The organism is Labrenzia sp. R5_0 (genome assembly GCF_017743835.1).
Lineage (GTDB): Bacteria > Pseudomonadota > Alphaproteobacteria > Rhizobiales > Stappiaceae > Roseibium > Roseibium algicola.
Window position 1 is genome coordinate 451,779 of sequence record NZ_JAGHRK010000003.1, and the last position, 22,866, is coordinate 474,644.

Sequence of the window (22,866 nt, forward strand, 5' to 3'; positions counted from 1 at the left end):
GGGCCGACATGGCGAGCCACACTCAGGACCGACTGATTTCCGCCGCACGCACTGCACTTACTCATGTCCATGAGGCGTTGGAACTTCAATTCGCGTTCGAACTCTGGGACGGTTCCCGGGTACCTGCCGATGCACCGGCGGACGGTCTGCGGCTTGCGCTTTCCGAAACGGCCCTGACGCGTCTTCTTCGCCGTCCCGGCATCAAGACGCTGATCGATCTCTATGCAAATGGCGACGTCGACCCGCGCGGTGGCAGCATTTTCGACTTTGCCGAAAAGCGGCCGACACTCAAAAGCCGGGAAATTCGCAAACGCCTCAACAAGACCCTGTTGCTGAAAACCGGATTTTCGCTCTGGCGCGGTTCTGGTCGCAAGGCTGAAGCCAACCCGGACGGGCTTGATGCCGGTCAGTCAGCGGACCGAAGCTCCGGCAGCCGCAAGGACGACATCGCGTTCCATTACGACGTTTCCAATGACTTCTATCGGCTCTTTCTCGACCCGGAGATGGTCTACACCTGCGCCTATTTCTCCGACTGGTCGAACGATCTGGCGACGGCGCAGAAAGACAAGCTCGACATGATCTGCCGCAAGCTGCGGCTGAAGCCGGGCGACCGGATGCTCGATATCGGTTGCGGCTGGGGCGCCCTGATTTGCCACGCCGCCGAACATTATGGCGTGACAGCCGTTGGGGTCACACTGGCGGAAGAACAGCTGAAGCTTGCCGAGGAGCGGATCAAGGCGCGTGGCCTTGAAGACAAGGTCTCGGTCAAGCTCATCGACTATCGCGACATGGACGGCAAGTTCGACAAGATCTCTTCCATCGGCATGTTCGAGGCGGTCGGGCTGGACAATTACGACAATTACTTCCAGAGCGTGCACCGCCTGCTGAAACCGCGGGGTGTCTACCTGCACCATGCGATCACCCGCCGCGGCAAAAAGGATCTGAAGGCGTTTCGCCGCAAGAAGCCGGAATACCAGGCGCTGGTACGCTACATCTTCCCGGGAGGGGAGGTCGACCACATTGGCTGGACGCTGACCAATCTGGAAGCGCACGGCTTCGAGGTGCACGACGTCGAAGCCTGGCGCGAGCACTATGCTCGCACGACACGGCTGTGGGCGGAAAACCTGATGAAGGTAAAGGACGCGGCTGTCGCGGAAATAGGCGAGCACAAATATCGTCTGTGGCTGGCTTATCTCATTGGCGTCTCGCTCGGCTTTGAACGCGGCTCCATCGGCATCTTCCAAACGGTCGCGACGCGTCGCACCAAGGGTCCGTCGGGCATGCCGCCATCACGCGCGGATCTCTACCGGACGTGATTGGGATATATGATATAAAGAATTCTTTATATCTTTATTGCGTGATGACCCTGCTGACGCTATAACCCCTTCCAACGATTTCCGGAGCCTTCCGGATTTCGGCTGTCGCCCGCCCCTGGTGCCGTTTTGGCACTGGTTCACGAGATGGCGGCGACACTCAAGGGGCCTTGCGCCAGAAGCTGGCTCAAAACAGCAGGACTTATTCATGACCGACTACATCGTTAAAGACATCGGGCTCGCAGACTGGGGCCGCACCGAAATCGAGATCGCCGAACACGAAATGCCGGGCCTGATGGCCTGCCGCGCCGAATTCGGTGACTCCAAGCCGCTCAAGGGCGCCCGCATTGCCGGTTCCCTGCACATGACCATTCAGACCGCCGTTCTGATCGAAACGCTGGTTGCACTGGGTGCGGAAGTCCGTTGGGCGTCCTGCAACATCTATTCCACGCAGGATCAGGCAGCCGCTGCGATTGCAGCTGCAGGCATTCCGGTTTTCGCAACCAAGGGCGAAACCCTGGAAGAATACTGGGATTATGCCGACAAGATCTTCGACTTCCCCGAAGGTGCGAACATGATCCTGGACGATGGCGGCGACGCCACGCTCTACATCCTGCTCGGTGCACGGGTCGAAGCCGGTGAAACCGGTCTGATCGATAACCCGAAGTCGGACGAGGAAGTGTGCCTGTTCGCGCAGATCAAGAAGCGCATGGCCGCCAACCCGGGCTGGTTCACCAAGCAGAAAGAGCTGATCCAGGGCGTTTCGGAAGAAACCACCACTGGCGTTCTGCGTCTTTATGAAATGCAGAAGAAGGGCGACCTGCCGTTCCCGGCGATCAACGTCAACGACAGCGTCACCAAGTCCAAGTTCGACAACCGTTATGGCTGCCGTGAATCCCTGGTCGACGGTATCCGTCGCGGCACCGACGTGATGATGTCCGGCAAGGTGGCCGTTGTCTGTGGTTACGGCGACGTCGGCAAAGGCTCCGCGCAGTCACTGGCTGGTGCCGGTGCCCGCGTGATCGTCACCGAAATTGACCCGATCTGCGCCCTGCAGGCTTCCATGGACGGTTTCGAGGTCAAGACCATCGAGCAGGCTCTTCCGGAAGGCGATATCTACGTCACCGCGACCGGCAACAAGGACATCATCACCTTCGACCACATGCGTGGCATGAAGGACATGGCGATCGTCTGTAACATCGGCCACTTCGACAACGAGATCCAGGTTGCTGCCCTCAAGAACACCAAGTGCCGCCCGGTCAAGGACCAGGTCGACATGTATGTGTTCCCGGATGGCAAGCGCATGATCCTGCTCTCGCAGGGCCGTCTGGTGAACCTCGGCAATGCGACCGGCCACCCGAGCTTCGTCATGTCCGCAAGCTTTACCAACCAGGTTCTGGCGCAGATCGAACTCTTCACCAAGGGCGATCAGTACAAGAACGAAGTCTACGTGCTGCCGAAGCATCTGGACGAGAAGGTTGCTCGCCTTCACCTGGAGAAGCTGGGCGTCACGTTAACCGAATTGTCGGACGAGCAATCTCAATATCTGGGGATTAATAAGGCTGGTCCGTTCAAGTCGGAACACTACAAATACTGATTCCGGCGAGGCGGCCCACTAGATGTGGTGATCGCCTCGATTCGGGTCTGTGAACAAAAAAATGCAGGACCCTTTAATTTTAAGGGTCCTGTTAACTTTTCAATAACGGACTCTTCTGCGTGATTCTCAAAAAGGTTATGGTTTAGGCGAATCAAAGGCCACGAGGCGGATGTCTTTGATTTGCTCCCAGAAACCGGGAGCTGCGGCCCGCAAGAACAGGGCAAGGCGGCACAAGGGGATCACAATATGCCGATAAGCGGCAGGAACGACGCGCGGCCACGCGCGGCGTGGCGAGATTGGAGTCTGAAATCGGTGAAGCTCGGCGGAACGGCGCTGGCAGGCTGGAGCCTGTCTTGCGGTTCAGCGGCAGCCGACATGCTCGCCGACACGACTGCTGCCATTTCCCCCGATAACATGATTCTTTTTGGTGCGTTAGGCGGAATGTGCGCCTTTGCCGTCACCGCATCTGTCGCTCTCGTGCGTCATCGCAAACAATCCGGATTGCTGACCGACGCGCTGGAAAAGGAAAAGAGCGATCTCAAATTCCGGGTCGACCGCCTGGAGGCGATGCTCAATACCGACGAGCAACGCGTCATCGTCTGGACCGGTAACGGCGCCATGCCACAGATCTGGGGCATTCTTCCCGAAAAATCTGGTGTGCCGCGGCCCCCGGCGCAACTGCTTGCGTTCGGCAGCTGGCTGACGGCGAAATGCGCCGGCGACCTGGAACGTCATCTGGACATGCTGTTCCGTACCGGCGAAGCCTTCACCACCACCTTGAAGACCCGCGCCGGAACCTATGTGGAAGCGCTGGGGCGCACCACCGGCGGTGCTGTGGTCCTGCGTCTGCGCGATCTGACCGGCGAACGTCAGATGCAGGCGGAACTTGCTGCCCGCAATGCCAAGATCTCGGGCGAGTTGCATATGCTGCACGCGCTGCTGGATGCGATGCCGGCACCGGCCTGGCAGCGCGATGCGGAAGGAAATCTCATCTGGGCCAACCAGGCCTATGCGGAAGCGGTCGACATGACCGACGCAGATCTTGCGATCAAGGAAGGGGCAACCTTCCTCGACGCTGCTGCGCGCACCGCCATGGCTGTCCAGCGTAACGAAGACGGCTGTTTCAACGCACGTATTCCCATCGTTGCCTCCGGTGAACGCCGGGTGTTCGAAGTGACCGATGTCAATGCCAATGTCGGCGGAGCCGGCATTGCCGTGGACATCAGCGAACTGGAACAGGCCCAGAAGGAACTTGGCCGCGCCGAGGACTTCCACGGCCGCACGCTGGACCAGCTGGCAGCTGCGGTTGCCATCTACAGCGCCGATCGCAAGCTACAATTCTACAACGCGGCCTTCCGCCAGTTGTGGGATCTCGATCCCGCTTTCCTGGAAAGCCGGCCGGAAGACAGCGCGGTTCTGGATGCCTTGCGCGCGGCGCGCAAGATCCCGGAACAGGCGGACTATCGCGTCTGGCGCAACAAGATGATGGAGAGCTACCAGTCTCTGGAAGCTCGCGAAAGCTGGTGGCATCTTCCCGATGGCCGCACCCTGCGCGTCATTGCCAATCCGCACCCGCAAGGCGGCGTCACCTATATCTATGAAAACGTCACCGAGCAGCTCGATCTGGAAAGCCGCTACAACGCGCTGACCCGCGTCCAGGGGGAAACCCTCGACAATCTGTCGGAAGCCGTTGCCGTGTTCGGGTCCGACGGGCGCCTGCGCCTTTGGAACCCTGCTTTCGGTCGTATCTGGGGTCTGGAAGAGGATCAGCTTTCCGAACTGCCGCACGTCAAGGAAGTCGTCTCCGCCTGCACGCTCAATGAAACCGAGCGCGATGCCTGGGAACAGCTTGCCGGCAACGTGACGGGACTTCTCGACAACCGCACCCAGAAGGTCAGCCGTCTGGAACGCCACAACGGCGATGTCGTCGACTATGCCACTGTTCCGCTGCCCGACGGCGGTACGCTGGTGACCTTTGTCGACGTAACGGATAGCGTCAACGTCGAGCGGGCGCTTCTGGAAAAGAACGAGGCGCTGGAACAGGCCGACCAGATCAAGAACGCCTTCATCCAGCATGTTTCCTATGAGCTGCGCTCGCCGCTGACCAACATCATCGGCTTCGCCCAGTTGCTGGCAGATCCGAAATTCGGAGAACTCTCCGACAAGCAGAGCGAATATGCGGACTACATCCAGTCGTCCTCCTCGGCGTTGCTTGCCATCATCAACGACATTCTGGATCTGGCAACGTTGGATGCCGGCATCATGGAACTGGACCTGGGTGAAGTCGACGTCGCACCGACCGTTGCCGCCGCCGTCGAAGGGCTGAAGGACCGGATCGCCGAAGCACGCATCAACCTGCGGACCCATGTGCCGGGTGATGTCGGCATGATGGTTGCCGACGAAAAACGCCTGCGCCAGGTCCTGTTCAACCTCATCTCCAATGCCGTGCGCTATTCCGAGCCCGACGGCGTGGTCGATGTCAGCTGCAGCCGCGAAGACGACAAGGTGACCTTCGTCGTTCAGGATCATGGCTATGGCATTCCCGCTGAAATCCTCACCCAGGTCTTCAACCGCTTTGTCGGGCATGACACAGGATCGCGCCGTCAGGGTGCAGGTCTCGGCCTTGCCATCGTCAAGAGCTTTGTCGAACTCCATGGCGGCACGGTCGACATTCAGTCCGCCGAAGGCAAGGGCACGACGGTGACCTGCGTTTTCCCCGCACGGCCCGAACTGGCGGACCAGGCGGCGGCCGAGTAGGACGCCGGATGGCAGACCACCAGCTGCAAGCCCTGTCGAGCGCCTTTCAGACAATCGAAATTGCCGACGAACACGGCACGCGGCGACTTGCCAACGACATCGCGATGGTCCTGAAGCCCGGCGATGTCATTTGCCTGTCGGGCGATCTGGGCGCCGGGAAGTCCACGTTCACCAGGGCACTGATCCGGGCCTTTGCCGGTGAGCCGGACCTGGAAGTGCCGAGCCCGACCTTCACGCTCGTGCAGACCTACGAATTGCCGCGTTTCGACCTGTCCCACTTCGATCTTTACCGGCTTGAAGAGCCCGAAGAACTGGAAGAGCTCGGGCTGGATGACCTTCTGGAAACGGGAGCCGCGCTGATCGAATGGCCGGAGAAGGCGAACGAGCTGCTGCCCGGCAATGCCCTCTGGATCCAGATCACCCAGCCGACTGACAGCGATGACCATCGCCGGTTCAGCCTCTATTCGGACGCCCCGCACTGGCAGAACCGGATCGGGCAATCGCTGGCAACGCGGTCCTTTCTGGAGACCGCTGGTCTGCCGGATGCCGAGCGTCGTTTCCTGGCAGGCGATGCCTCCCTGCGAACGTTCGAGACGGTTGCAACAGGGTCTTCGACAGCTGTTCTGATGCGCTGGCCTTTCCAGGGGGACGCGGTGCCGGAAGCTGTCCGCGCCTACATGGAAAAGGTGCATCTGGCGCGCGACTGCCGGGCGATTGTCGCGGTGGGAACAGAACTCAGGAACCATGGTCTTTGCGCGCCCGATCTTATGGCGAGCGACCTGGAAAACGGGCTGATCCTCTCGTCCGATCTTGGCCGGGATACCATCGTGGTAGACGGCAAACCGGTGCGCGAAAGATATTTTGCCGCCGTCGATGTCCTGGCGAAGATGCATGGTGAGGCCTGGCCAAAAACGGTCTCGCTCGCTGATGGTGGGCTGTATCGGGTCCCCGACTATTCAGCGGACGCGCTTGTTGCCGAAGCGGCGCTGTTTCTGGACTGGTATGTCCCGAAGGTGTCCGGAAATCCGGCCGACGAGAGCACGCGCTCGGAATTCGAACGGCTATGGCGCGAGGCACTTGAAGATATAAGCGAGGCCCAGACAAGTTGGGTGCTGCGCGATTTTCATTCGCCGAACCTCCTTTGGCAGGCGGGTGCTGAAGGAACCGACAGGATCGGCCTGATCGATTTCCAGGATACGGTCTATGGCCCGGTTGCCTATGATGTTGCTTCCCTGCTGCTGGACGCCCGCACGGACATGGACGAAGCTCTGGAAACGGCGCTCTACGATGCTTATCTCTCGGCAAGAAAAATGCAGTCCGCAGAGTTCGATGAAGTTGGTTTTTCGAAAGCCTATGCGGTCATGGCGGCGCAGCGGATCTCCAAGATCCTCGGCATCTTCGTCCGTCTGGCCGAGCGCGATGGTAAGCCGGCTTACTTGAGCCATTTGCCGCGCATGCTAGGCTATCTCGACCGGGTGCTTGACAGGCCGTTCCTGTCGGATTTGAAAGACTGGTACGCACGCTACCGGCACTGAACGCGCCGCGTTCAACCGGCCGCACATTTGAGACAGATGATGACAGACAAGCGGTTTCGCCCTTCCAAAGCCATGATCCTGGCCGCAGGCCTCGGCAAGCGCATGCGCCCGCTGACGGCAACGACGCCTAAACCGCTGATCGAGGTCAACGGTCAGGCCCTGATCGACCATGGCATGGACCGGCTCGCAGCAGCCGGCGTGAAGACCTGTGTGGTCAACGTGCATTACCTTGCCGATCTGGTGGAGGTTCATGTCCGTCGCCGCCCTGATATGGAAATCCTGATTTCCGACGAACGCGATCAGCTTCTGGAAACCGGGGGCGGTATCAAGAAAGCGCTGCCGCTATTGGGCGAAGAGCCGTTCTTTCAGCTCAATGCCGACACCTGCTACTGGATCGAAGGCGTCAAACCCAACCTGGAACACATGATCGAAGCCTGGGACGAGAGCCGCATGGACGCCCTGCTTCTGGTTGCCGAAACCGTGAAAGCGGTCGGCTATTCCGGCCGTGGTGATTTCGACATGGCAAAGGACGGCGCGTTGACCCGGCGGCAGGAAAAGGGTGTGACGCCCTTTGCCTATGCAGGAGCAACCATTTTGCACCCGCGCCTGTTCGAAGATGCCCCGGACGGGCCGTTCTCCATGAACAGGCTTTTCGACAGGGCGATTGAAGCCGGGCGTCTCTACGGCGTTCAGATGGAAGGCCTGTGGCTGCATATCGGTACCCCGGAAGCCATCCGTGCCGCCGAATATGCCGTTCGCGAGAGTGCCGCCTGAGGATGGCCCGCAGCGCGCGCCTCTGGTCTGTCCCGCCGTCCGTCCCTTTCCTGAAAACGCTGGTCGACACACTGGTCGACGGCACCCTGATCCCCGGCTTTCGCCCGCTGGACGATCCACTGCTGCTGCCGTCGGTCACGCTGTATCTGCCGACGCGCCGCGCTGCGCGCCTGCTGCCGGAGCTTTTCCAGCAGCGGTTTGGTGGCCGGCCGGTTCTCCTGCCTGCCATCCGCCCGGTGGGCGATGCCGACGAGGATGCGCAGAGCCTGACCGCCAATGCGGATCTGGAACCTCTGCCGCCGGCAATGCCCCTTCTGGAACGTCATCTTGCGATGACGCGGCTGGTAAAGGCCTGGAAAGGCATGCTGCGCCGGGAAGCGCTCAGTCTCAGGTCCGACGAACCTCTCGGCCTTCCGGCGTCGACGGCCGATGCAGCCTGGTTGGCGGCAGACCTGCTGACGCTGATGGACGAGGTCGAGACGGAAGAAGCCGACTGGACGGAACTGTCCGGTCTGGTGCCGGAGGACCATGCCCGGTACTGGCAGATCACGCTCGATTTCCTGCAGATCGTGCGGGAGGCCTGGCCCGCGCATCTGGCCGAACTGAAAATGATGGACCCGAAGGCACGCCGCTCGGCCCTTATCCGGCGCGAGGCCGAGCGTCTGGAGCGGACACCTCCTCGTGGCCCGGTCATTGTTGCGGGTGTCACCGGCTCGGTTCCGGCCACCGCCGAATTGCTGAAGGTTGTCTCCCGACTGGAAGCCGGTGTCGTCGTGCTGCCTGGACTGGACCGCTATCTGGACAGCCGCTCCTGGGCCGTATTGGGAGAAAAGACGGGCAAGGCCTCGACCCGCAAGGGGGTGATGCAGAAAGACGCGGCAACCCTGCCTTCACATCCGCAGTATTCGCTGAAGCAGTTGCTTGATCGGCTGGGTGCCGGGCGGGAAGAGGTCGTAACACTCGGGCCAAACCCGGACCGGGGGCTCCTGCTGCGTGAGGAACTGGTCTCCGAGGCCCTGCGTCCCGCCGATACCTCCGATGGCTGGACAGCCTATCTGGACGCCCGTCCCGAAACGGACAGGGCAGAGGCATTGGATGGTGTCTCGATCATGACTGCCCGCAACGAGGCGGATGAAGCCTTGAGCGTGGCGATTGCCTTGCGCGAAGCGATCGAGCGGCAGGAAAGTGCGGCCCTCATTTCGCCGGACCGCATGTTGACGCGCCGGGTTGCGGCAGAGCTTGCCCGCTGGAACATCCAGGTGGACGACAGTGCCGGCCGCCCGCTCGACCAGACCGCACCGGCCATTCTGGCGATCCTGGCTGCGAAACTCGCCCTTGGTGGCTGCGAGCCGATCGATCTTCTGGCGCTGCTGAAGCATCCGCTGACACGGTTGGGCCTGCCGGTGAAGGACATCCGGTCTACCGCCCGCGCGCTGGAGCGTGGCGTGGTTCGCGGACCGCGTGCTCGGCCGGGAACGGCAGGTTTGCAGCTGGCTGTCGAGGCGAGCCGGGAAGATGCGGACAAGGCACATACGCCACGCTGGAAAAAGATCCACGATGAAGACTGGGATGTGATTGCAAACCTGGTCGACCGTCTGGCTAACGCACTGAAATCGCTGGAAGAACTTGCCGCAGAAGGCGGCACGATCCTTCTGACCGACCTCGCACGGCGTCATGTCGATGTGATCGAGGCGATCTCGATCGATCACGAAGGTTCGGTGGCAGAACTTTACGCCGGTGAGGCGGGCGAGGCGCTGGCCCAGTTCCTGACCGGTCTTCTGGAAGCAAGCTCCAGCGGACTGGAAATTCCGCCCGGTGAATGGCCGTCGGTACTGCCCGCGCTGATGTCCGGTCAGGCCGTACGGCGTAGGCTGCCGGGCGACCAGCGGGTGCAGATCCTCGGCCCCATGGAAGCACGGCTTCAGGCCTTTGATTTCGCGATCCTGGGTGGCCTCAATGAGGGCGTCTGGCCTCAACGCACGCGCAATGATCCGTGGCTGAACCGGCCGATGAAGCGCGACATGGGGCTGGAACCCCCGGAGCGCCGGCTCGGTGCGGCCGCACATGACTTTGCGCAAGGCATGGGTGCACGGCGGGTCCTTCTGTCGCGTGCCGCACGCTCCGACGGCGCTCCCACTGTCGCATCGCGCTGGCTGCAGCGCCTGACCACGCTTGCCGGGCCTGACCTGACGAAGAAACTGGAAGCGCAAGGGGCGGTATATTCCGCCCTTGCAGCACAGCTCGACCGGCCGGAAGGCGCGGTGCGGCCCGCGTCCCGGCCTCACCCTCGTCCGCCCTTGGCAGCGCGCCCGAAATCGCTCTCCATCACCGAAATCGAACGCTTGATCCGCGATCCCTACGCGATCTTTGCCCGTCATGTGCTCGAGCTGCAGCCGGTCGACCCGATCGGCGGCGAACCCGGTGCGGCCGACAAGGGCAACCTCATTCACGATGCACTGGCAGATTTCCTGCTGACCTGGACCGGCGCATTCGACGACAGTGCCGTAAAGGCCCTGACAGAGATCGGCGAGGAGCTGTTTGAGCCTCTTGATGCGTTTCCGGCGATCCGGGCGCTCTGGTGGCCGCGTTTCCAGAAAATTGCGGCTGGCTTCGTTGCCTACGAAGCGAGGCGGTCGCAACACGTCAGTCAGCGGTTCCTGGAAATCGGGGGCGGTGTGGAATTGAAGTTGCCCGGCTTCGATTTCCGCCTGCGCGGCCGGGCAGACCGGATCGACCTTCTGAGTGGCGGCGGGCTGTCCGTGGTCGATTACAAGACAGGGCAGGTGCCCTCGCAAAAGCAGGTCGATGCGCTCCTGTCGCCGCAATTGCCGCTGGAGGCCGCGATGGTCCGGCGGTTCGGGTTCAAGGATGTGCCGGCTGACGCGCCCATATCCGAGCTATTGTATCTGCAGCTGAAGGGCGGCAGCGAACCGGTGATCGAAGCGCCGCGAAACCCGAAGGACACGCCGCTGGAAGATCTGGTGGAAGACGCCTGGGCGCGGCTGGAACAGTTGATCGCCCACTATGTCAGAGAAGACATTGGTTACCTGTCCCGTGCCCGCGTCATGCGTGAGCGGCAGATGGGCGGTGACTATGATCATCTTGCCAGAACGCAGGAATGGGCACTTGGATCGGAGGAGCCTTCATGAGCTTTCAGATCCCTGAAGTGACCAGGCAACGGCAGGACCTTGCCTCCCGCCCACGGGCCTCGGCCTGGGTGAGTGCCAATGCCGGATCGGGCAAGACCTTCGTTCTGTCCCGCAGGGTGGTGCGGCTGCTGCTGGATGGCACCGATCCCTCTCGTATTCTTGCGCTGACCTTCACCAAGGCCGCCGCTGCCGAAATGGCGACCCGCGTTTTCAAGATCCTCGGCGAATGGGTCACCAAGGATGATGCCGCACTCGCGGCCGAATTGCAGGATATTGAAGGCCGCAAACCAGATGCCGCGCGCCTGGCGATGGCGCGTCGCCTCTTTGCCCGGGCACTGGAAACACCGGGCGGGTTGAAGATCCAGACCATTCACGGTTTCTGCGAATCCCTGCTGCACCAGTTTCCGCTGGAAGCAAACGTCGCGGGCCATTTTGCCGTACTCGACGACCGGGTGGCAGCGGAACTCATGGCGGCCTCGCGCGCGACCGTGCTGCATGTTGCCGAAACCGAGCCGGAAAGCGCCTTTGGCAGGGCACTGGCATCTGTCATTGATCTGATGAGCGATGGCGGCGCCCAGAAGGCGCTGGACGAGTTGATCCAGAGCCGTGACGCCTTCCGCCGCTGGACGGTTGATGCCGGCGATCTGGAAACCGCGCTTGCCGAGCTTGCCGATCTTCTGGAAACCGACCCGGCCCTTCGGCTGGCGGATTTCGACGAGCAGTTTCGGTCCGCATGCCCGTTTGATCTGAACACCTGTCTTGCCTATGCCGAGGCACTGCGAACCGGCACCAAGACCGATAAGGCGCGTGCGGACGATCTGGTTACCGCCGCGAAGCTCACGGACATAACCGCTTTCCGCGAGGCCTGGCAGGCAATTTTCCTGACAGCCAAGCTTGAGCCGCGAAAGTCGCTCGCCACCAAGAAGGTCGCTGAAACGTTCCCCCAGATGCTTGAGGCGCTGGAGGCGGAACAACATCGCCTGCTGGAGCTGCTGGACCAGCGCCGGAAGGTGGCGACCTATGAGGGAACCACAGCCCTGCTGCGTCTCGCCGACGCGGTGATCGGTCATTATGAGCGCGCCAAGACCGCCCGCGGGTATCTCGATTTCGAGGATCTGGTGGTCAAGACGGCAACACTGCTGCAGAAGTCCGATGCGGCGCTCTGGGTGCAATACAAGCTCGACCAGGGGCTCGACCATATCCTTGTTGATGAGGCTCAGGACACCAGCCCGCGCCAATGGGAAGTGGTGACTTCGCTTGCCTCTGAATTTTTCGCCGGGACCGGAGCAAGAGACCGGGTCCGCACGCTGTTTGCGGTGGGCGACGAAAAACAGTCGATCTACTCGTTCCAGGGCGCTGTGCCGGCCTATTTCGATGCCATGCGCCGTGCCTTTTCCGGAAAGGCCGAGGCGGCCGAGCTTGAGTTTCATTCCGTCAATCTGCAGCTCTCCTTCCGCTCCACGCCGGATGTTCTTGGAGCGGTCGACAAGGTGTTTCACGACGAAAGCGCCCACAAAGGCCTGTCGCAGGACGTGAAAGCGCCGGTCCATGAAGCCATTCGGCGCGATCCGGGGATCGTTGATCTGTGGCCCCTGGAGGCCGAGGCGGAGATCGAGGAGCCGGACGACTGGCGCCAGCCGATCGACCACGTCGGTTCGGGCAGCCCGATGCTGAAGGTGGCCAGGCGTATTGCTGCTGAAATTGCCCAGTGGATGCGCGATGGCACGGCAAATCCCGGCGATGTGATGATCCTCGTGCGCAAGCGCGGGCCTTTTGTCGAAGCGCTCAATCGGGAACTGAAGGAGCTGGACATCCCGGCTGCCGGCAGTGACCGCCTTGTTCTGACGGACCATATCGCTGTTCAGGATCTTGCCGCTCTCGGCAGGTTCCTGTTGCTGCCGGAAGACGACCTGTCGCTTGCCTGCGTGCTGAAGAGCCCGCTGTTCGACCTGACGGACGACGACCTGCTGGAGGTTGCCCGGGAAACGCCGGAAAAGGTGCGCCCCGGAACGCTGTGGCAGATGCTGGTGAAACGGTCGGACAGTTCGGACAAATGGAAGGCCGTGCGCGCAAGGCTGGAAGACTGGCGCGCGCGCGCCGACTTCGTGCCGCCTTACGAATTCTATGCCCGGCTGCTGGGGGCTGATGGTGGCCGGAAAGCTTTTCGCGCTCGCCTCGGCGTGGAAGTCGATGACGTTCTGGACGAGTTCCTGGCGCTCACCATTGCCTATGAGCAATCCGGCACGCCGGGCCTGGAAGGATTCCTTGCCTGGATGGCAGCGGCACCGACCGAGATCAAGCGTGAGTTGACCAATACCAAGGGCATGGTCCGCATCATGACCGTGCATGGTTCCAAGGGGCTGGAAGCGCGGATCGTCGTTCTGGTCGATCCGGGGGCAGCCCCCGTCAGCGCAATCCACGATCCGGCCTTCCTGCCGCGCAAGCGTCTGGAAAACGATCTTCTGCCACCGGCTCTGGTCTGGCTGCCGCCCAAGGCGGACCGGACGCCCTGGCACGACGCGGCGGTGGAAGCCCTGCGGGACGCGCAGGAGGAAGAATACCGGCGCCTGTTGTACGTGGCTCTGACCCGCGCCGAAGACCGGCTGATTGTCTGCGGTTGGGAACCGAAACGCGGTGCCCACGAGAACTGCTGGTATTCGATGGTCTCGCGGGCGTTGAAGCCCGAGGCGCGTGAACTGACAGCGACGGATGGATCCGTCTCCGCCTGGCGCTGGCAGAAGGACGGCGTCATCGCCGAGCCCGAGGCAGGCGCGGCGCCGCATACCTCCGCAGAGCCGCGCAGCGAAGAACTGCCGTTGCCGGACTGGCTCTCCAGTCCCGTCCGTCCGCTTGCCAGGAAGAAACGCCTTCAGCCCTCACGGGCATTCGAGGCGATGGAGGAAAAGGACGGCATCGAACCGGTGCCTGCGGTATCTCGCCTGCAGGCGGGCAGGGATCTTGCTTCCTGGCCCCTGGAGCGCGGTCGCCTGATTCACCGGCTTCTGGAGCTGTTGCCGGACTTGGCTGAAGACGCCCGCATGGCAGCGTCGGAAGCCTACCTCAAGCAGGCCCTCAAGCCGGAATTTGCCGAGCGCATGCCTCACCTTCTGCGCGAAGTGGCTGCGATTCTCGAGATGCCGGAATTCGAGACGTTGTTTTGCGGCCATGCCCGCGCCGAAGTTCCGCTGGTCGGGACGATTCGGGCAAGCGACGGCACGGAAGTCGAGATATCCGGACAGATCGACCGGCTGGTGGTTGAGGATAACCGGGTGGTGATTGTGGATTACAAGACCAATTTCCATCCGCCGGCATCAGTTGCCGAAATCCCGCTCGAGTACCGCGCACAGCTTTGTGTTTACAGGGAAATGCTGAAGCAGATTTATCCGGACAGGGAAATTTCCGCCCAGCTTCTGTGGACCGCGGTGCCGAGCCTGATGGAAATCCCCGAAAAGGTGCTGGAAGAAACCTTCGCCGGACTGCGTCCTGACGGCACATCGGCTTGACGGCAGGCCCTCGGCTTCCTACGTTCTTGCCAACTGATGCGCTTACATCGGGTAGGCGCGATCCTGAGACCTACGAGATCTAGTTATGGCTACCACACAAGTTACCGACTCTTCGTTTGAATCCGAAGTCCTGAAATCCGACGGCCCGGTCGTGGTCGACTTCTGGGCCGAATGGTGCGGTCCGTGTAAGATGATCGCTCCGGCTCTTGAAGAAATCTCCGAAGAGATGAACGGCCAGGTGAAGATCACCAAGCTCAACATCGACGAGAACCAGGACATGGCCATGAAATACGGCGTTCGGTCCATTCCGATGCTGATCCTGTTCAAGGACGGCGAGCCGATGGCAACCCAGATCGGTGCAGCGCCGAAGGGCAAACTCTCCGATTGGATCAAGAGCGCCCTTTAATTCCGAAATATATCTGCGGCTGACCGGCTGCGGTTCATATGAGCGCATCCGGCGGGTAAGCGAAAGCCTATCCGCCGATGCTCTTTGAAAAAACGCCAACCGGTCGTATAAGCACCCGCAAACAGTCTGAGCAAACGGATCATTCATGAGCGACGAAAACAAAACCCCGGAAGAGCAGCCGGCAGAAGCAACGCCGGAAACCGCAGCAGCGGAACAGCCGGAAGCTGTCGAGGCGGCCGGTGTCGATCCGATCGAAGTTCTGAAAGCCGAAAACGCGGATCTGAAGGATCGCGCGCTTCGCGTCATGGCGGAAATGGAAAACCTTCGCCGCCGCACGGAAAAGGAAGTCAAGGACGCCCGCCAGTACGCCGTGTCAGGTTTTGCCCGTGACATGCTGACGGTTTCCGACAACCTGCGCCGCGCACTTGAGGCGTTGCCGGAAGATGACCGCAAGAACGCCGATGCGGGTGTTGCTTCGCTGATCGAAGGCGTCGAGATGATCGAGCGCGATCTGCTCAACCAGCTTGAAAAGAATGGCGTCAAGAAACTGGACCCGGAAGGCCAGAAGTTCGACCCGAACTTCCACCAGGCCATGTTCGAGGTGCCGAACACCGCAGTGCCGAACAACACGGTTGTACAGGTCATGCAGGCCGGCTACGTCATTGGCGACCGCGTGCTGCGCCCGGCCATGGTCGGCGTTTCCAAGGGTGGCCCGAAGGATGTTGCGGCGTCGGCTGAAGCCGGACAGACAGTCGACAAGAACGCCTGAGTTCAACCGACCCTAGAGCTTCGAAGGGGCTGCCCCGCATCCAGCGGAGTGGCCCCTTTTCTTTGGGGCAACCCTTTCGTCAACACAGCTGACGGGAGCCAGTCCTGCCGCCGACGCGACGCGAGAGGACGACAGCCGGGAACGATCAGTGGTTTTCCAGAAAGCGGTCTGGTCGGACTTCCCTAATCCCTTGAGCGAGATATGCAGGCCCTCAGACGTAGGGCCGAGCGCCGGCATGGCATGCTACGGGATGACAAAGACCCGGACCTCAGGTACTGCCTTCGGAAAGAAAGTGGCCATGGGGGACGGAATGCTGCTGCAAATGCTGGACTATCTCGGGGTGGCGGTATTCGCCATTACCGGCGGCATCGTCGCTTCGCGCAAGCAGCTGGATATCGTTGCCCTGCTGTTCTTTGCCACGCTGACGGGGATCGGTGGTGGTACCCTGCGTGACCTTTTGCTGGGTGTACCGGTCTTCTGGGTGGAGAACGAATGGTATCTGCTGGTGTGCTTCGTCGTCAGCGCGCTGGTCTGGTATTTTGCCGAGTGGATCGAAAAGCTCAGCAAACCCTTGAGATGGGCCGATGCCATCGGTATTGCGGCCTATTCTGTCATGGGAGCTGCCAAGGCCCTGACTGTCGGCGACACGATCCTGGTGGCGATCCTGATGGGTGTCTCGACGGCAACTTTCGGCGGCATCCTGCGGGACACCATCGCCCGTGAACCTTCCTCCATCGTGAAGCCGGAAATCTATGTCGGTGCGGCCTTTGCCGGTGCGGGTGGATTTGTTGTGCTGGTGCAATTGGGCGCGCCGCAAATCCTTGCCGCGATCCTTGTCGCAAGCTGTGCGCTGATCTTGCGCGGCGGAGCGATCCTGCGTGGCTGGACCTTGCCCGGACACCGTTTTGGAACAGGTTCAGATCCCGGCTAAGCCGGGATGGCTTTCCGTCCCTTGGCCTCAGCGAACAGTCCGGGAACGACAAAAGCCGGCCCACGGGGAACCGGCTTCACGATTATCGTATGACGGGTTTGGCGCGATCGGCTGAACGTGCCAAACCCTTGGAGGCAGCCGGTCTCGCCCGTAGGGTCGAACGGCCAGGGTGCCATCAAGGCACTAGTAGACAAGCCCCGAGCAGGCCGACACATAGTACATCAGCCCAATTGCGATTGCCGGAAGGCTTGCCGAATAGGCAAGCGTCGTCAGCATGATTTGCTCCTTCAAGATACCAATGAGAAACCCACGGCGGCCAAGCCGTCATCCGGGCGACCCTTTTCGGGTGCTCGCTTTCATGGGTTCCCCCTGCTGTTCCGGGATATGGTGTGCGCAGGCACGAGTTCCAGAGGTCACGTCCTCAAAAAAACGTGTGCAGCCAGTGCGTAGTCTGCGAGCCCGGTGCGCGGGGCCGGCAAAAACAGCGTGCGCTGGCCGTAGTAACGCCGGCCAGCTTTCGTGCCCTGTGTGAGGTCTTTCAGGTCGGCAGCCCATTCAAGATCCGGCCGCGGCGGTTCGCTCAGGTCGGTGGTGAACAGCCGTGCTTCCTGCAGCAGTTCTGTCGGCAATTGTGCTTCCGGATCCAGCACATCTACGTGACAGCCCGCAGGAGGATCCAGGTAGGTGAGGGCGTGATGGGTGCCTGTTTCGTTTTCCGGACCGGCAATACAGATCATGTCCGCGCCTTCCTGCGCGGCATAGATCTCGTTCGTGATGCCGACATTGACCCCCTTGAGCGCGGGCAAGGCGGCGATCCTTTTCTGGATTTCCGGCGACACGCCGGCCAGAAGGATCGACGTCAGGTTGCGCACGGCCGCATAACCGCACACAAGCCGGGGCAATCTCGGGTCGTCGCCGATGACCAGCAGGCGGGACGTGTCTTCGCGGGACAGGTAACTTGCCCCGAGCGCATGCAGACCGGCCGTGCGCCAGACTGTAAGGCGCATGCCATCCAGAAGGGCGATCGGTTGTCCGCCGGAACCGGAAAACAATAGGTAGAGACTTGAGGACAGGCCCGTTTGTTCGGGTAGATCCAGCGCCAGGGAGCAGCCGATATAGCCGCGCTTGACGTCGCCTTGTTGGGTAAAGTCAGTCCAGGCCGGCTGTACGGTGAGCGCGCCTTGCTGCTGGTTCAGCCGGCCGATGGGCAAGGGGGATGCCTTGGGGGCGACTGTGCTGGAGCGATAGGCCCGGCGCAGCGTTTCAAGAACGGCCCTGTCTTCCAGGCAGGCATCGATCTCGTCGCTGGAGATAATACGCATGGTAATGTCGGCCGGTCAGGCGGCGTTGCGGTTGCCCGGTCCTGCCAGTCCCTTGAGATTGGATGCCGGCTGACCTGCGGTGTTCATTTCCCGCAGCTGGTCGGCTTCCTTGTGCCATTTCGCGGCTTCCCGGCGCTTCACGCGTGCTTCCTTGCGCCAGCGGCCCTGTTTGGCCCATGCGCCAAGTCCACCGACGATGATGCCGACGCCCAGACTTGCGAAGATAATCCAGAACAGCGGAATGTCCGGGATCGTCAGGCGCGGGTCCTGCGGGTCGAGGGGATTGAGCGACAGGGAGACCGTGTGCCGGTTCGCCACCGACAACGGGATCAGGACAACCGCGATAACGAACAAGATCACGTTCTTGAGGAAACGGGTCACTGGGTTCTCCCGGTTTTGGCCAGATCAGAAGTCGATTTTAAATGGCGTGCCGTGGCAAACGCAATCAGTCGTCGCCGTGGTCCACACCATCGTTCAACCGTATACGCATTTCCTTGCCGGTTTTGAAGAAGGGCACGAACTTTTCGTCCACTTCCACCTTTTGACCGGTTCGCGGATTGCGGCCGACGCGCGCGGGGCGGTTCTTGACGGAAAACGCGCCGAAGCCGCGCAACTCCACCCGGTCGCCGCGCATGAGCGCTTCGGTAACCTCATCCAAGATGGCGTTGACGATGTTCTCAACGTCCCGCTGATAGAGATGCGGATTTTGTTCGGCGATATGCTGAACCAGCTCAGATTTGATCATGAAGTGCCCCCTCGCTTACGGATTATTGTCTGCCGCGTCAGAAGCCTGCCAAACGGATACGAGCCCGTCAAGCGTAAGCCCTCGTGGAATCAGCCCCTTAGCTTCACTAACCGGCTCCAGAAGGGCCGATCCGATGCCTTTTCCGAACTCTCGCGAGACCCGGGAGGAAAACGGCAGCTCTTCCAGATTTTCGTTGGCGCTCCAGGTGACGACTGGAAGATCTTTCGGAACGCCCTTCTCGCTAACTAGCCAGTCGATTGCGACATCTTCGCCGCCAATGGCATCGATCAGCTTTTCCGTCTGGGCATCGTGGCCCGTCAGAATGCGGCCGTCTGCAAGTTCCTTGGCCCTGGGCATGTCGAGAGATCGCCGCTCGGCGACCAGTGAAACGAACCAGTCATAGGAATTGTCGACGAGCTTTTGCAGCATGGCGCGTGCCTCGGGGCTCGTCTGGGAATAGAAGTCGGGCTCGGCCTTCAGCGGTGCGCTCTTGACCGCATCCATTTCCACGCCGACCGTTTCCATCAGTTTGCTGATATTGCCGAACTGGAACAGCACGCCGATGGAGCCGGTGATGGAATTGTATCTCGCGACGATGTGATCGGAGGCAAGGGCGATCATGTAGCCCGCGGAGGTTCCGATGGTGCGGATTTCGGCGACCACCGGCTTCTTTTCGGAAAGCTTGCGCAGCGCTTCATACAGCGCTTCGCCGCCGGTTGTGCTGCCACCGGGAGAATTGATGGAGATCACCACGCCCTTGACCGCATCGGACTTGCCGATCTTCTCGATCATCTGCAGGGTCTTGCGGCTTTCGAGGATGACGCCTTCGATCGGGATGCGCGCGATATGCGCCGTCCGCTTGGACAATTCCGAAGCGCCGGAGACGTAGATAAGCCCCCCGATCAGTGCCGCGGCGATGACGACAAAAGTCGCGATCCGCCAGAAGGTCACTTTGCGTCTGAGGCGCCGTCTGTCTACCAGCGCGTCAACATCTACCGACATGAATACGATGTCCCCGACAAGAGCTTATGAAAACCAATAACATACATAGGGTGACCGTTGTAAGAAATGCAATCGGCTTCTCTCAGTTTCACATCAGATTGCGGCGGTTTCTGGCAAGCCGGCGCAGTTTCGTGTGTTCATGAGGCTCAATCGCCCAGAGGTTGAGGTCCGGTGCGGCCATGGAAGGCGGTCAGCGAAGAGCGGATCCGGCGCAGGTTTTCGCTTGTGGTGGCGGCCCGGACCTGCGCGACCGTCATGGCGATGGCGTCGACAATCACCAGGTGCGCGTATCGCGAGGCGGTGGGCTTGAAGATGTCCGGGTCCTCGGGAAGATCGACCAGGATGGGGATCTTGGAAATCATTGCAAGGCGGGAGCCTTTCGGTGCAATCGCGATCGTGGTGGCCCCATAGCCGCCGGCAATCTCGGCCGCGCTGACCAGTTCATCCGCTTCGCCGCTGGCGGAGACACAAAGCAGAACGTCTTCGGGCCCGAGCGTCGCCGCGCGCATCTGCAGGAGGTAGCTGTCGTGCAGGGCGACGGACGGGATACCAAGGCGGAAAAAGCGGCTCGCCGCTTCACCGGCCACCATCGTCGACCCACCGCCGATCCCGGCGGTGAGAAGCTGCCGGCATTTGGCGATCTTTTCGACGGCCCGCTCGATAACGGCCGGATCGACCTGCTGCCGCATGACATTGGCGGTCGCATAAAGCGCGCCCAGAACGCGGTCGATCGCCGTTTCGCTGGCAACCTGTTCGGTGGTCGATGGCGCGGAAATATACTGCAGGCTGACGGCCAGATTTTGCGCCAGACGCAGCTTGAATTCCCGGAAACCGTCACAGCCGAGTGTCCTGCAAAAGCGAACGACGGTCGGTGTGCTGACGCCGCAGGCTTTTGCCAGTTCAGCGATCGTCATGTCCGAAATCGCGGACAGATGCTTTTGCACGTAGTCCGCAACCTTTTGTTCCCGCGCCGGAAACTGGCCGGCGTGATCGCGGAGTGCGGAAATGAGATCGATAGCGGCATGGCCGTTTGTATTGTCGCCGGTCGGGGTTCGGATCTTTGCCTGCACACATGTCTCCCTGGTTGCGGGATTTGTAATTTGATTACACAAAATCGTCAATCAGCGCCTGATCATAGCCTCATTTACGCGAGAAATGTAATTTAAAAACAAAATACGCTTGACGAAACGCAATTTCTGCTCTGAAAATGTAATTAAGGTACATTTCGGTGGAGGGATTATGCGCGAGTGGGCTGCCAGAACCAGTGCCAGGCTGAATACGGGCGTCGAGGCTGTAATAGCCTTGCTGATGGCACTGCTTGTGCTTGATGTCTGGCTCGGCGTGGTTGATCGCTACTTCTTTCATTGGCAGTTGCCCTGGCCGGAGATCCTTGCGCGCTACCTGATGATCTGGGCAGCAATGCTGGCCGTCTCATCCGGCATCGCCAGACGGGACCATATCGGACTGACGGCTGCCATCATGCGCGTGCCGGTGTCGTTGCGCCGCATTGTGCTGATGGCGATTGATCTCTGCGTTCTGGCACTGTTTCTCTACGTGCTGTGGTACGGGCTCGGTTTCGCGCAAAGCGGCGCCAAGCGGCAGGCCATGATCTTCGGTATCAGTCTGCAGCCGTTCTATGCGGCAATCCCGGCTGCCGCAGCCCTTGCCTCGATCCAGACCGTTCTGGCGATGATCCGGGACAACGGCACCCATCTCGACAATCCTCCGTTTGCGGAGGCCGCAGCATGATCGTTGCCGCTGTCTTCATCGGATTTGTCCTGCTCGGCATGCCTATCGGCTTTGCCATTGGCGCGGCCGGCGTCATCGGCCTCATTCATATGGGCGGTGACCAGTTCCTGGCCATCGGGCCGAGCCGTATCTTCAACGGGTTGAACATCTTCCCCTTTCTGGCGATGCCGTTCTTCATTCTGGCCGGCGAAATCATGAACCAGACGGGTATTACCGACCGGTTGGTGAAGCTGGCCCAGGTGCTGGTCGGCCATTTCCGGGGTGGGCTGGCCCACACAAATATGCTCGCCTCGGTGTTCTTTGCGGGGCTAACGGGCTCGGCAACGGCGGATGCGGCGGCCTTCGGGCGCACATTGGTGCCCGCCATGGTCAAGGAAGGCTACAAGCGCGATTACGCGTGCGCCGTAACGGCGGCCGGTTCGATCATCGGACCGACCATCCCGCCGTCCGGTCTGATGGTTGTCTACGGCTCGCTCATGGGCGTTTCCATTGGTGGGTTGTTCGCCGCAGGCATTCTGCCGGGTCTCGTCATCTGTGGTGTCTGCATGGCCGTCATTACCCTTGGTGCGGCCCGCAACAGCCTGCCCAAGGCGGAGCGCCGGGCCAACCTGAAGGAAATCTGGCAGGTCTTCGTTTCCTCAATTACCGCACTGCTGATGCCGGTGATCATCCTGGGAGGTATTCTCGGCGGTGTCGTCACGCCGACGGAAGCTGCTTCCATTGCAGTCGCCTATGCACTCTTCATCGGTGCATTCGTCTACCGCACGCTGACCTTGCCCGCGCTTTACCAGATGCTCGTGCGCACAGCGCGCATCACCGGCGTGATCTTCGTCATCATCGCCTTTGCCGGCATCCTCGGCTGGTGGATGAGCTTTGAAAAAATCCCCCAGATGCTGGCCGAGACCATCCTGGGTCTGGCCGACAACCGCTATGCGGTCATCGCCATCATCATCGGACTTCTGCTGATCGTCGGCATGGTCATGGATATCACCGCCATCCTGATCATCCTGGCACCGGTTCTTGTTCCGCTCACCGCTCAGGTGGGTCTGGAGCCGATCCATGCGGGGATCATCTTCGTTCTGGCACTCAACATCTCGCTGATGACGCCGCCTGTCGGCGCGTGCCTGTTCGTTCTCTCATCGGTCACCGGTGAGAAACTGGAACGGATTGCCATCAAGCTGGGGCCGTTCCTGGTCGCAGAGGTGGCTGTGCTGTTCCTGTTCGCCTTCTGGGAAAGCGCGGCGATGATGCTGCCGCGTGCTCTCGGGTTTGCCCAATAACAAAAAAACAACCTGACAGAGGAATGGAGAAAAT

Annotated in this window: 17 protein-coding genes; 12 read left to right on the forward strand and 5 right to left on the reverse strand. The window is 60.9% G+C overall.

Annotated features, from left to right (window positions below; all coding sequences use genetic code 11):
- Positions 1 to 8 precede the first annotated feature (8 nt).
- From J7447_RS17445 to J7447_RS17490, 10 genes are all read left to right on the forward strand, one after another.
- Positions 9 to 1,316 (forward strand): cyclopropane-fatty-acyl-phospholipid synthase family protein, encoded by a 1,308-nt coding sequence (locus J7447_RS17445; RefSeq protein WP_055657223.1) that lies wholly within the window; start codon positions 9 to 11, stop codon positions 1,314 to 1,316.
- Between the two features lie 205 nt (positions 1,317 to 1,521).
- On the forward strand, positions 1,522 to 2,910 hold the full coding sequence (gene ahcY, locus J7447_RS17450; protein WP_022998977.1) for an adenosylhomocysteinase: 1,389 nt from the start codon (positions 1,522 to 1,524) through the stop codon (positions 2,908 to 2,910).
- Between the two features lie 312 nt (positions 2,911 to 3,222).
- The gene (locus tag J7447_RS17455; RefSeq protein ID WP_209170425.1) at positions 3,223 to 5,667 is read left to right on the forward strand and encodes a PAS domain-containing sensor histidine kinase; all 2,445 of its coding nucleotides are present in this window, start codon (positions 3,223 to 3,225) and stop codon (positions 5,665 to 5,667) included.
- Between the two features lie 8 nt (positions 5,668 to 5,675).
- Positions 5,676 to 7,202, forward strand: a complete 1,527-nt coding sequence (tsaE, locus tag J7447_RS17460; protein WP_209170426.1) for a tRNA (adenosine(37)-N6)-threonylcarbamoyltransferase complex ATPase subunit type 1 TsaE — start codon at positions 5,676 to 5,678, stop codon at positions 7,200 to 7,202.
- Positions 7,203 to 7,241: 39 nt separating this feature from the next.
- Positions 7,242 to 7,976, forward strand: a complete 735-nt coding sequence (locus J7447_RS17465) for a nucleotidyltransferase family protein (protein ID WP_031268670.1) — start codon at positions 7,242 to 7,244, stop codon at positions 7,974 to 7,976.
- 2 nt (positions 7,977 to 7,978) lie between these two features.
- A complete protein-coding gene (gene addB, locus J7447_RS17470; protein ID WP_209170429.1) occupies positions 7,979 to 11,125 on the forward strand; it encodes a double-strand break repair protein AddB in 3,147 nt (1,048 codons plus the stop codon).
- Positions 11,122 to 14,628: a double-strand break repair helicase AddA gene (gene addA, locus J7447_RS17475; RefSeq protein ID WP_209170431.1), complete on the forward strand. Its 3,507-nt coding sequence runs from the start codon at positions 11,122 to 11,124 to the stop codon at positions 14,626 to 14,628. The genes addB and addA overlap by 4 nt, the downstream gene beginning before the upstream one ends.
- A gap of 85 nt (positions 14,629 to 14,713) precedes the next feature.
- Positions 14,714 to 15,034: a thioredoxin gene (trxA, locus tag J7447_RS17480; protein WP_152508668.1), complete on the forward strand. Its 321-nt coding sequence runs from the start codon at positions 14,714 to 14,716 to the stop codon at positions 15,032 to 15,034.
- A gap of 145 nt (positions 15,035 to 15,179) precedes the next feature.
- On the forward strand, positions 15,180 to 15,803 hold the full coding sequence (grpE, locus tag J7447_RS17485; RefSeq protein ID WP_022998970.1) for a nucleotide exchange factor GrpE: 624 nt from the start codon (positions 15,180 to 15,182) through the stop codon (positions 15,801 to 15,803).
- A 310-nt stretch (positions 15,804 to 16,113) separates the two neighbouring features.
- Entirely contained in the window at positions 16,114 to 16,734 is a 621-nt protein-coding gene (locus tag J7447_RS17490) for a trimeric intracellular cation channel family protein (RefSeq protein ID WP_209170665.1), read from the forward strand.
- 413 nt (positions 16,735 to 17,147) lie between these two features.
- Here the strand turns inward: J7447_RS17490 and J7447_RS17495 are convergent, their stop codons facing one another.
- From J7447_RS17495 to J7447_RS17515, 5 genes are all read right to left on the reverse strand, one after another.
- Entirely contained in the window at positions 17,148 to 18,056 is a 909-nt protein-coding gene (locus J7447_RS17495; RefSeq protein ID WP_055657231.1) for an ornithine cyclodeaminase, read from the reverse strand.
- A gap of 15 nt (positions 18,057 to 18,071) precedes the next feature.
- The gene (locus J7447_RS17500) at positions 18,072 to 18,437 is read right to left on the reverse strand and encodes a lipopolysaccharide assembly protein LapA domain-containing protein (protein WP_022998966.1); all 366 of its coding nucleotides are present in this window, start codon (positions 18,435 to 18,437) and stop codon (positions 18,072 to 18,074) included.
- Positions 18,438 to 18,501: 64 nt separating this feature from the next.
- Positions 18,502 to 18,801, reverse strand: coding sequence for an integration host factor subunit beta (gene ihfB, locus J7447_RS17505; RefSeq protein ID WP_006940254.1), 300 nt, complete (start codon positions 18,799 to 18,801; stop codon positions 18,502 to 18,504).
- Between the two features lie 15 nt (positions 18,802 to 18,816).
- Positions 18,817 to 19,803 carry a signal peptide peptidase SppA gene (gene sppA / locus J7447_RS17510; RefSeq protein ID WP_062490767.1) on the reverse strand — a complete coding sequence of 329 codons (987 nt, stop codon included), beginning with the start codon at positions 19,801 to 19,803 and terminating at the stop codon, positions 18,817 to 18,819.
- A gap of 146 nt (positions 19,804 to 19,949) precedes the next feature.
- On the reverse strand, positions 19,950 to 20,873 hold the full coding sequence (locus J7447_RS17515) for a MurR/RpiR family transcriptional regulator (protein WP_055657235.1): 924 nt from the start codon (positions 20,871 to 20,873) through the stop codon (positions 19,950 to 19,952).
- 169 nt (positions 20,874 to 21,042) lie between these two features.
- On the opposite strand from J7447_RS17515, the gene J7447_RS17520 reads away from it, so the two are divergent.
- Positions 21,043 to 21,552, forward strand: a complete 510-nt coding sequence (locus J7447_RS17520; protein WP_022998963.1) for a TRAP transporter small permease subunit — start codon at positions 21,043 to 21,045, stop codon at positions 21,550 to 21,552.
- Positions 21,549 to 22,832 carry a TRAP transporter large permease gene (locus tag J7447_RS17525; RefSeq protein WP_022998962.1) on the forward strand — a complete coding sequence of 428 codons (1,284 nt, stop codon included), beginning with the start codon at positions 21,549 to 21,551 and terminating at the stop codon, positions 22,830 to 22,832. The genes J7447_RS17520 and J7447_RS17525 overlap by 4 nt, the downstream gene beginning before the upstream one ends.
- Positions 22,833 to 22,866 lie beyond the last annotated feature (34 nt).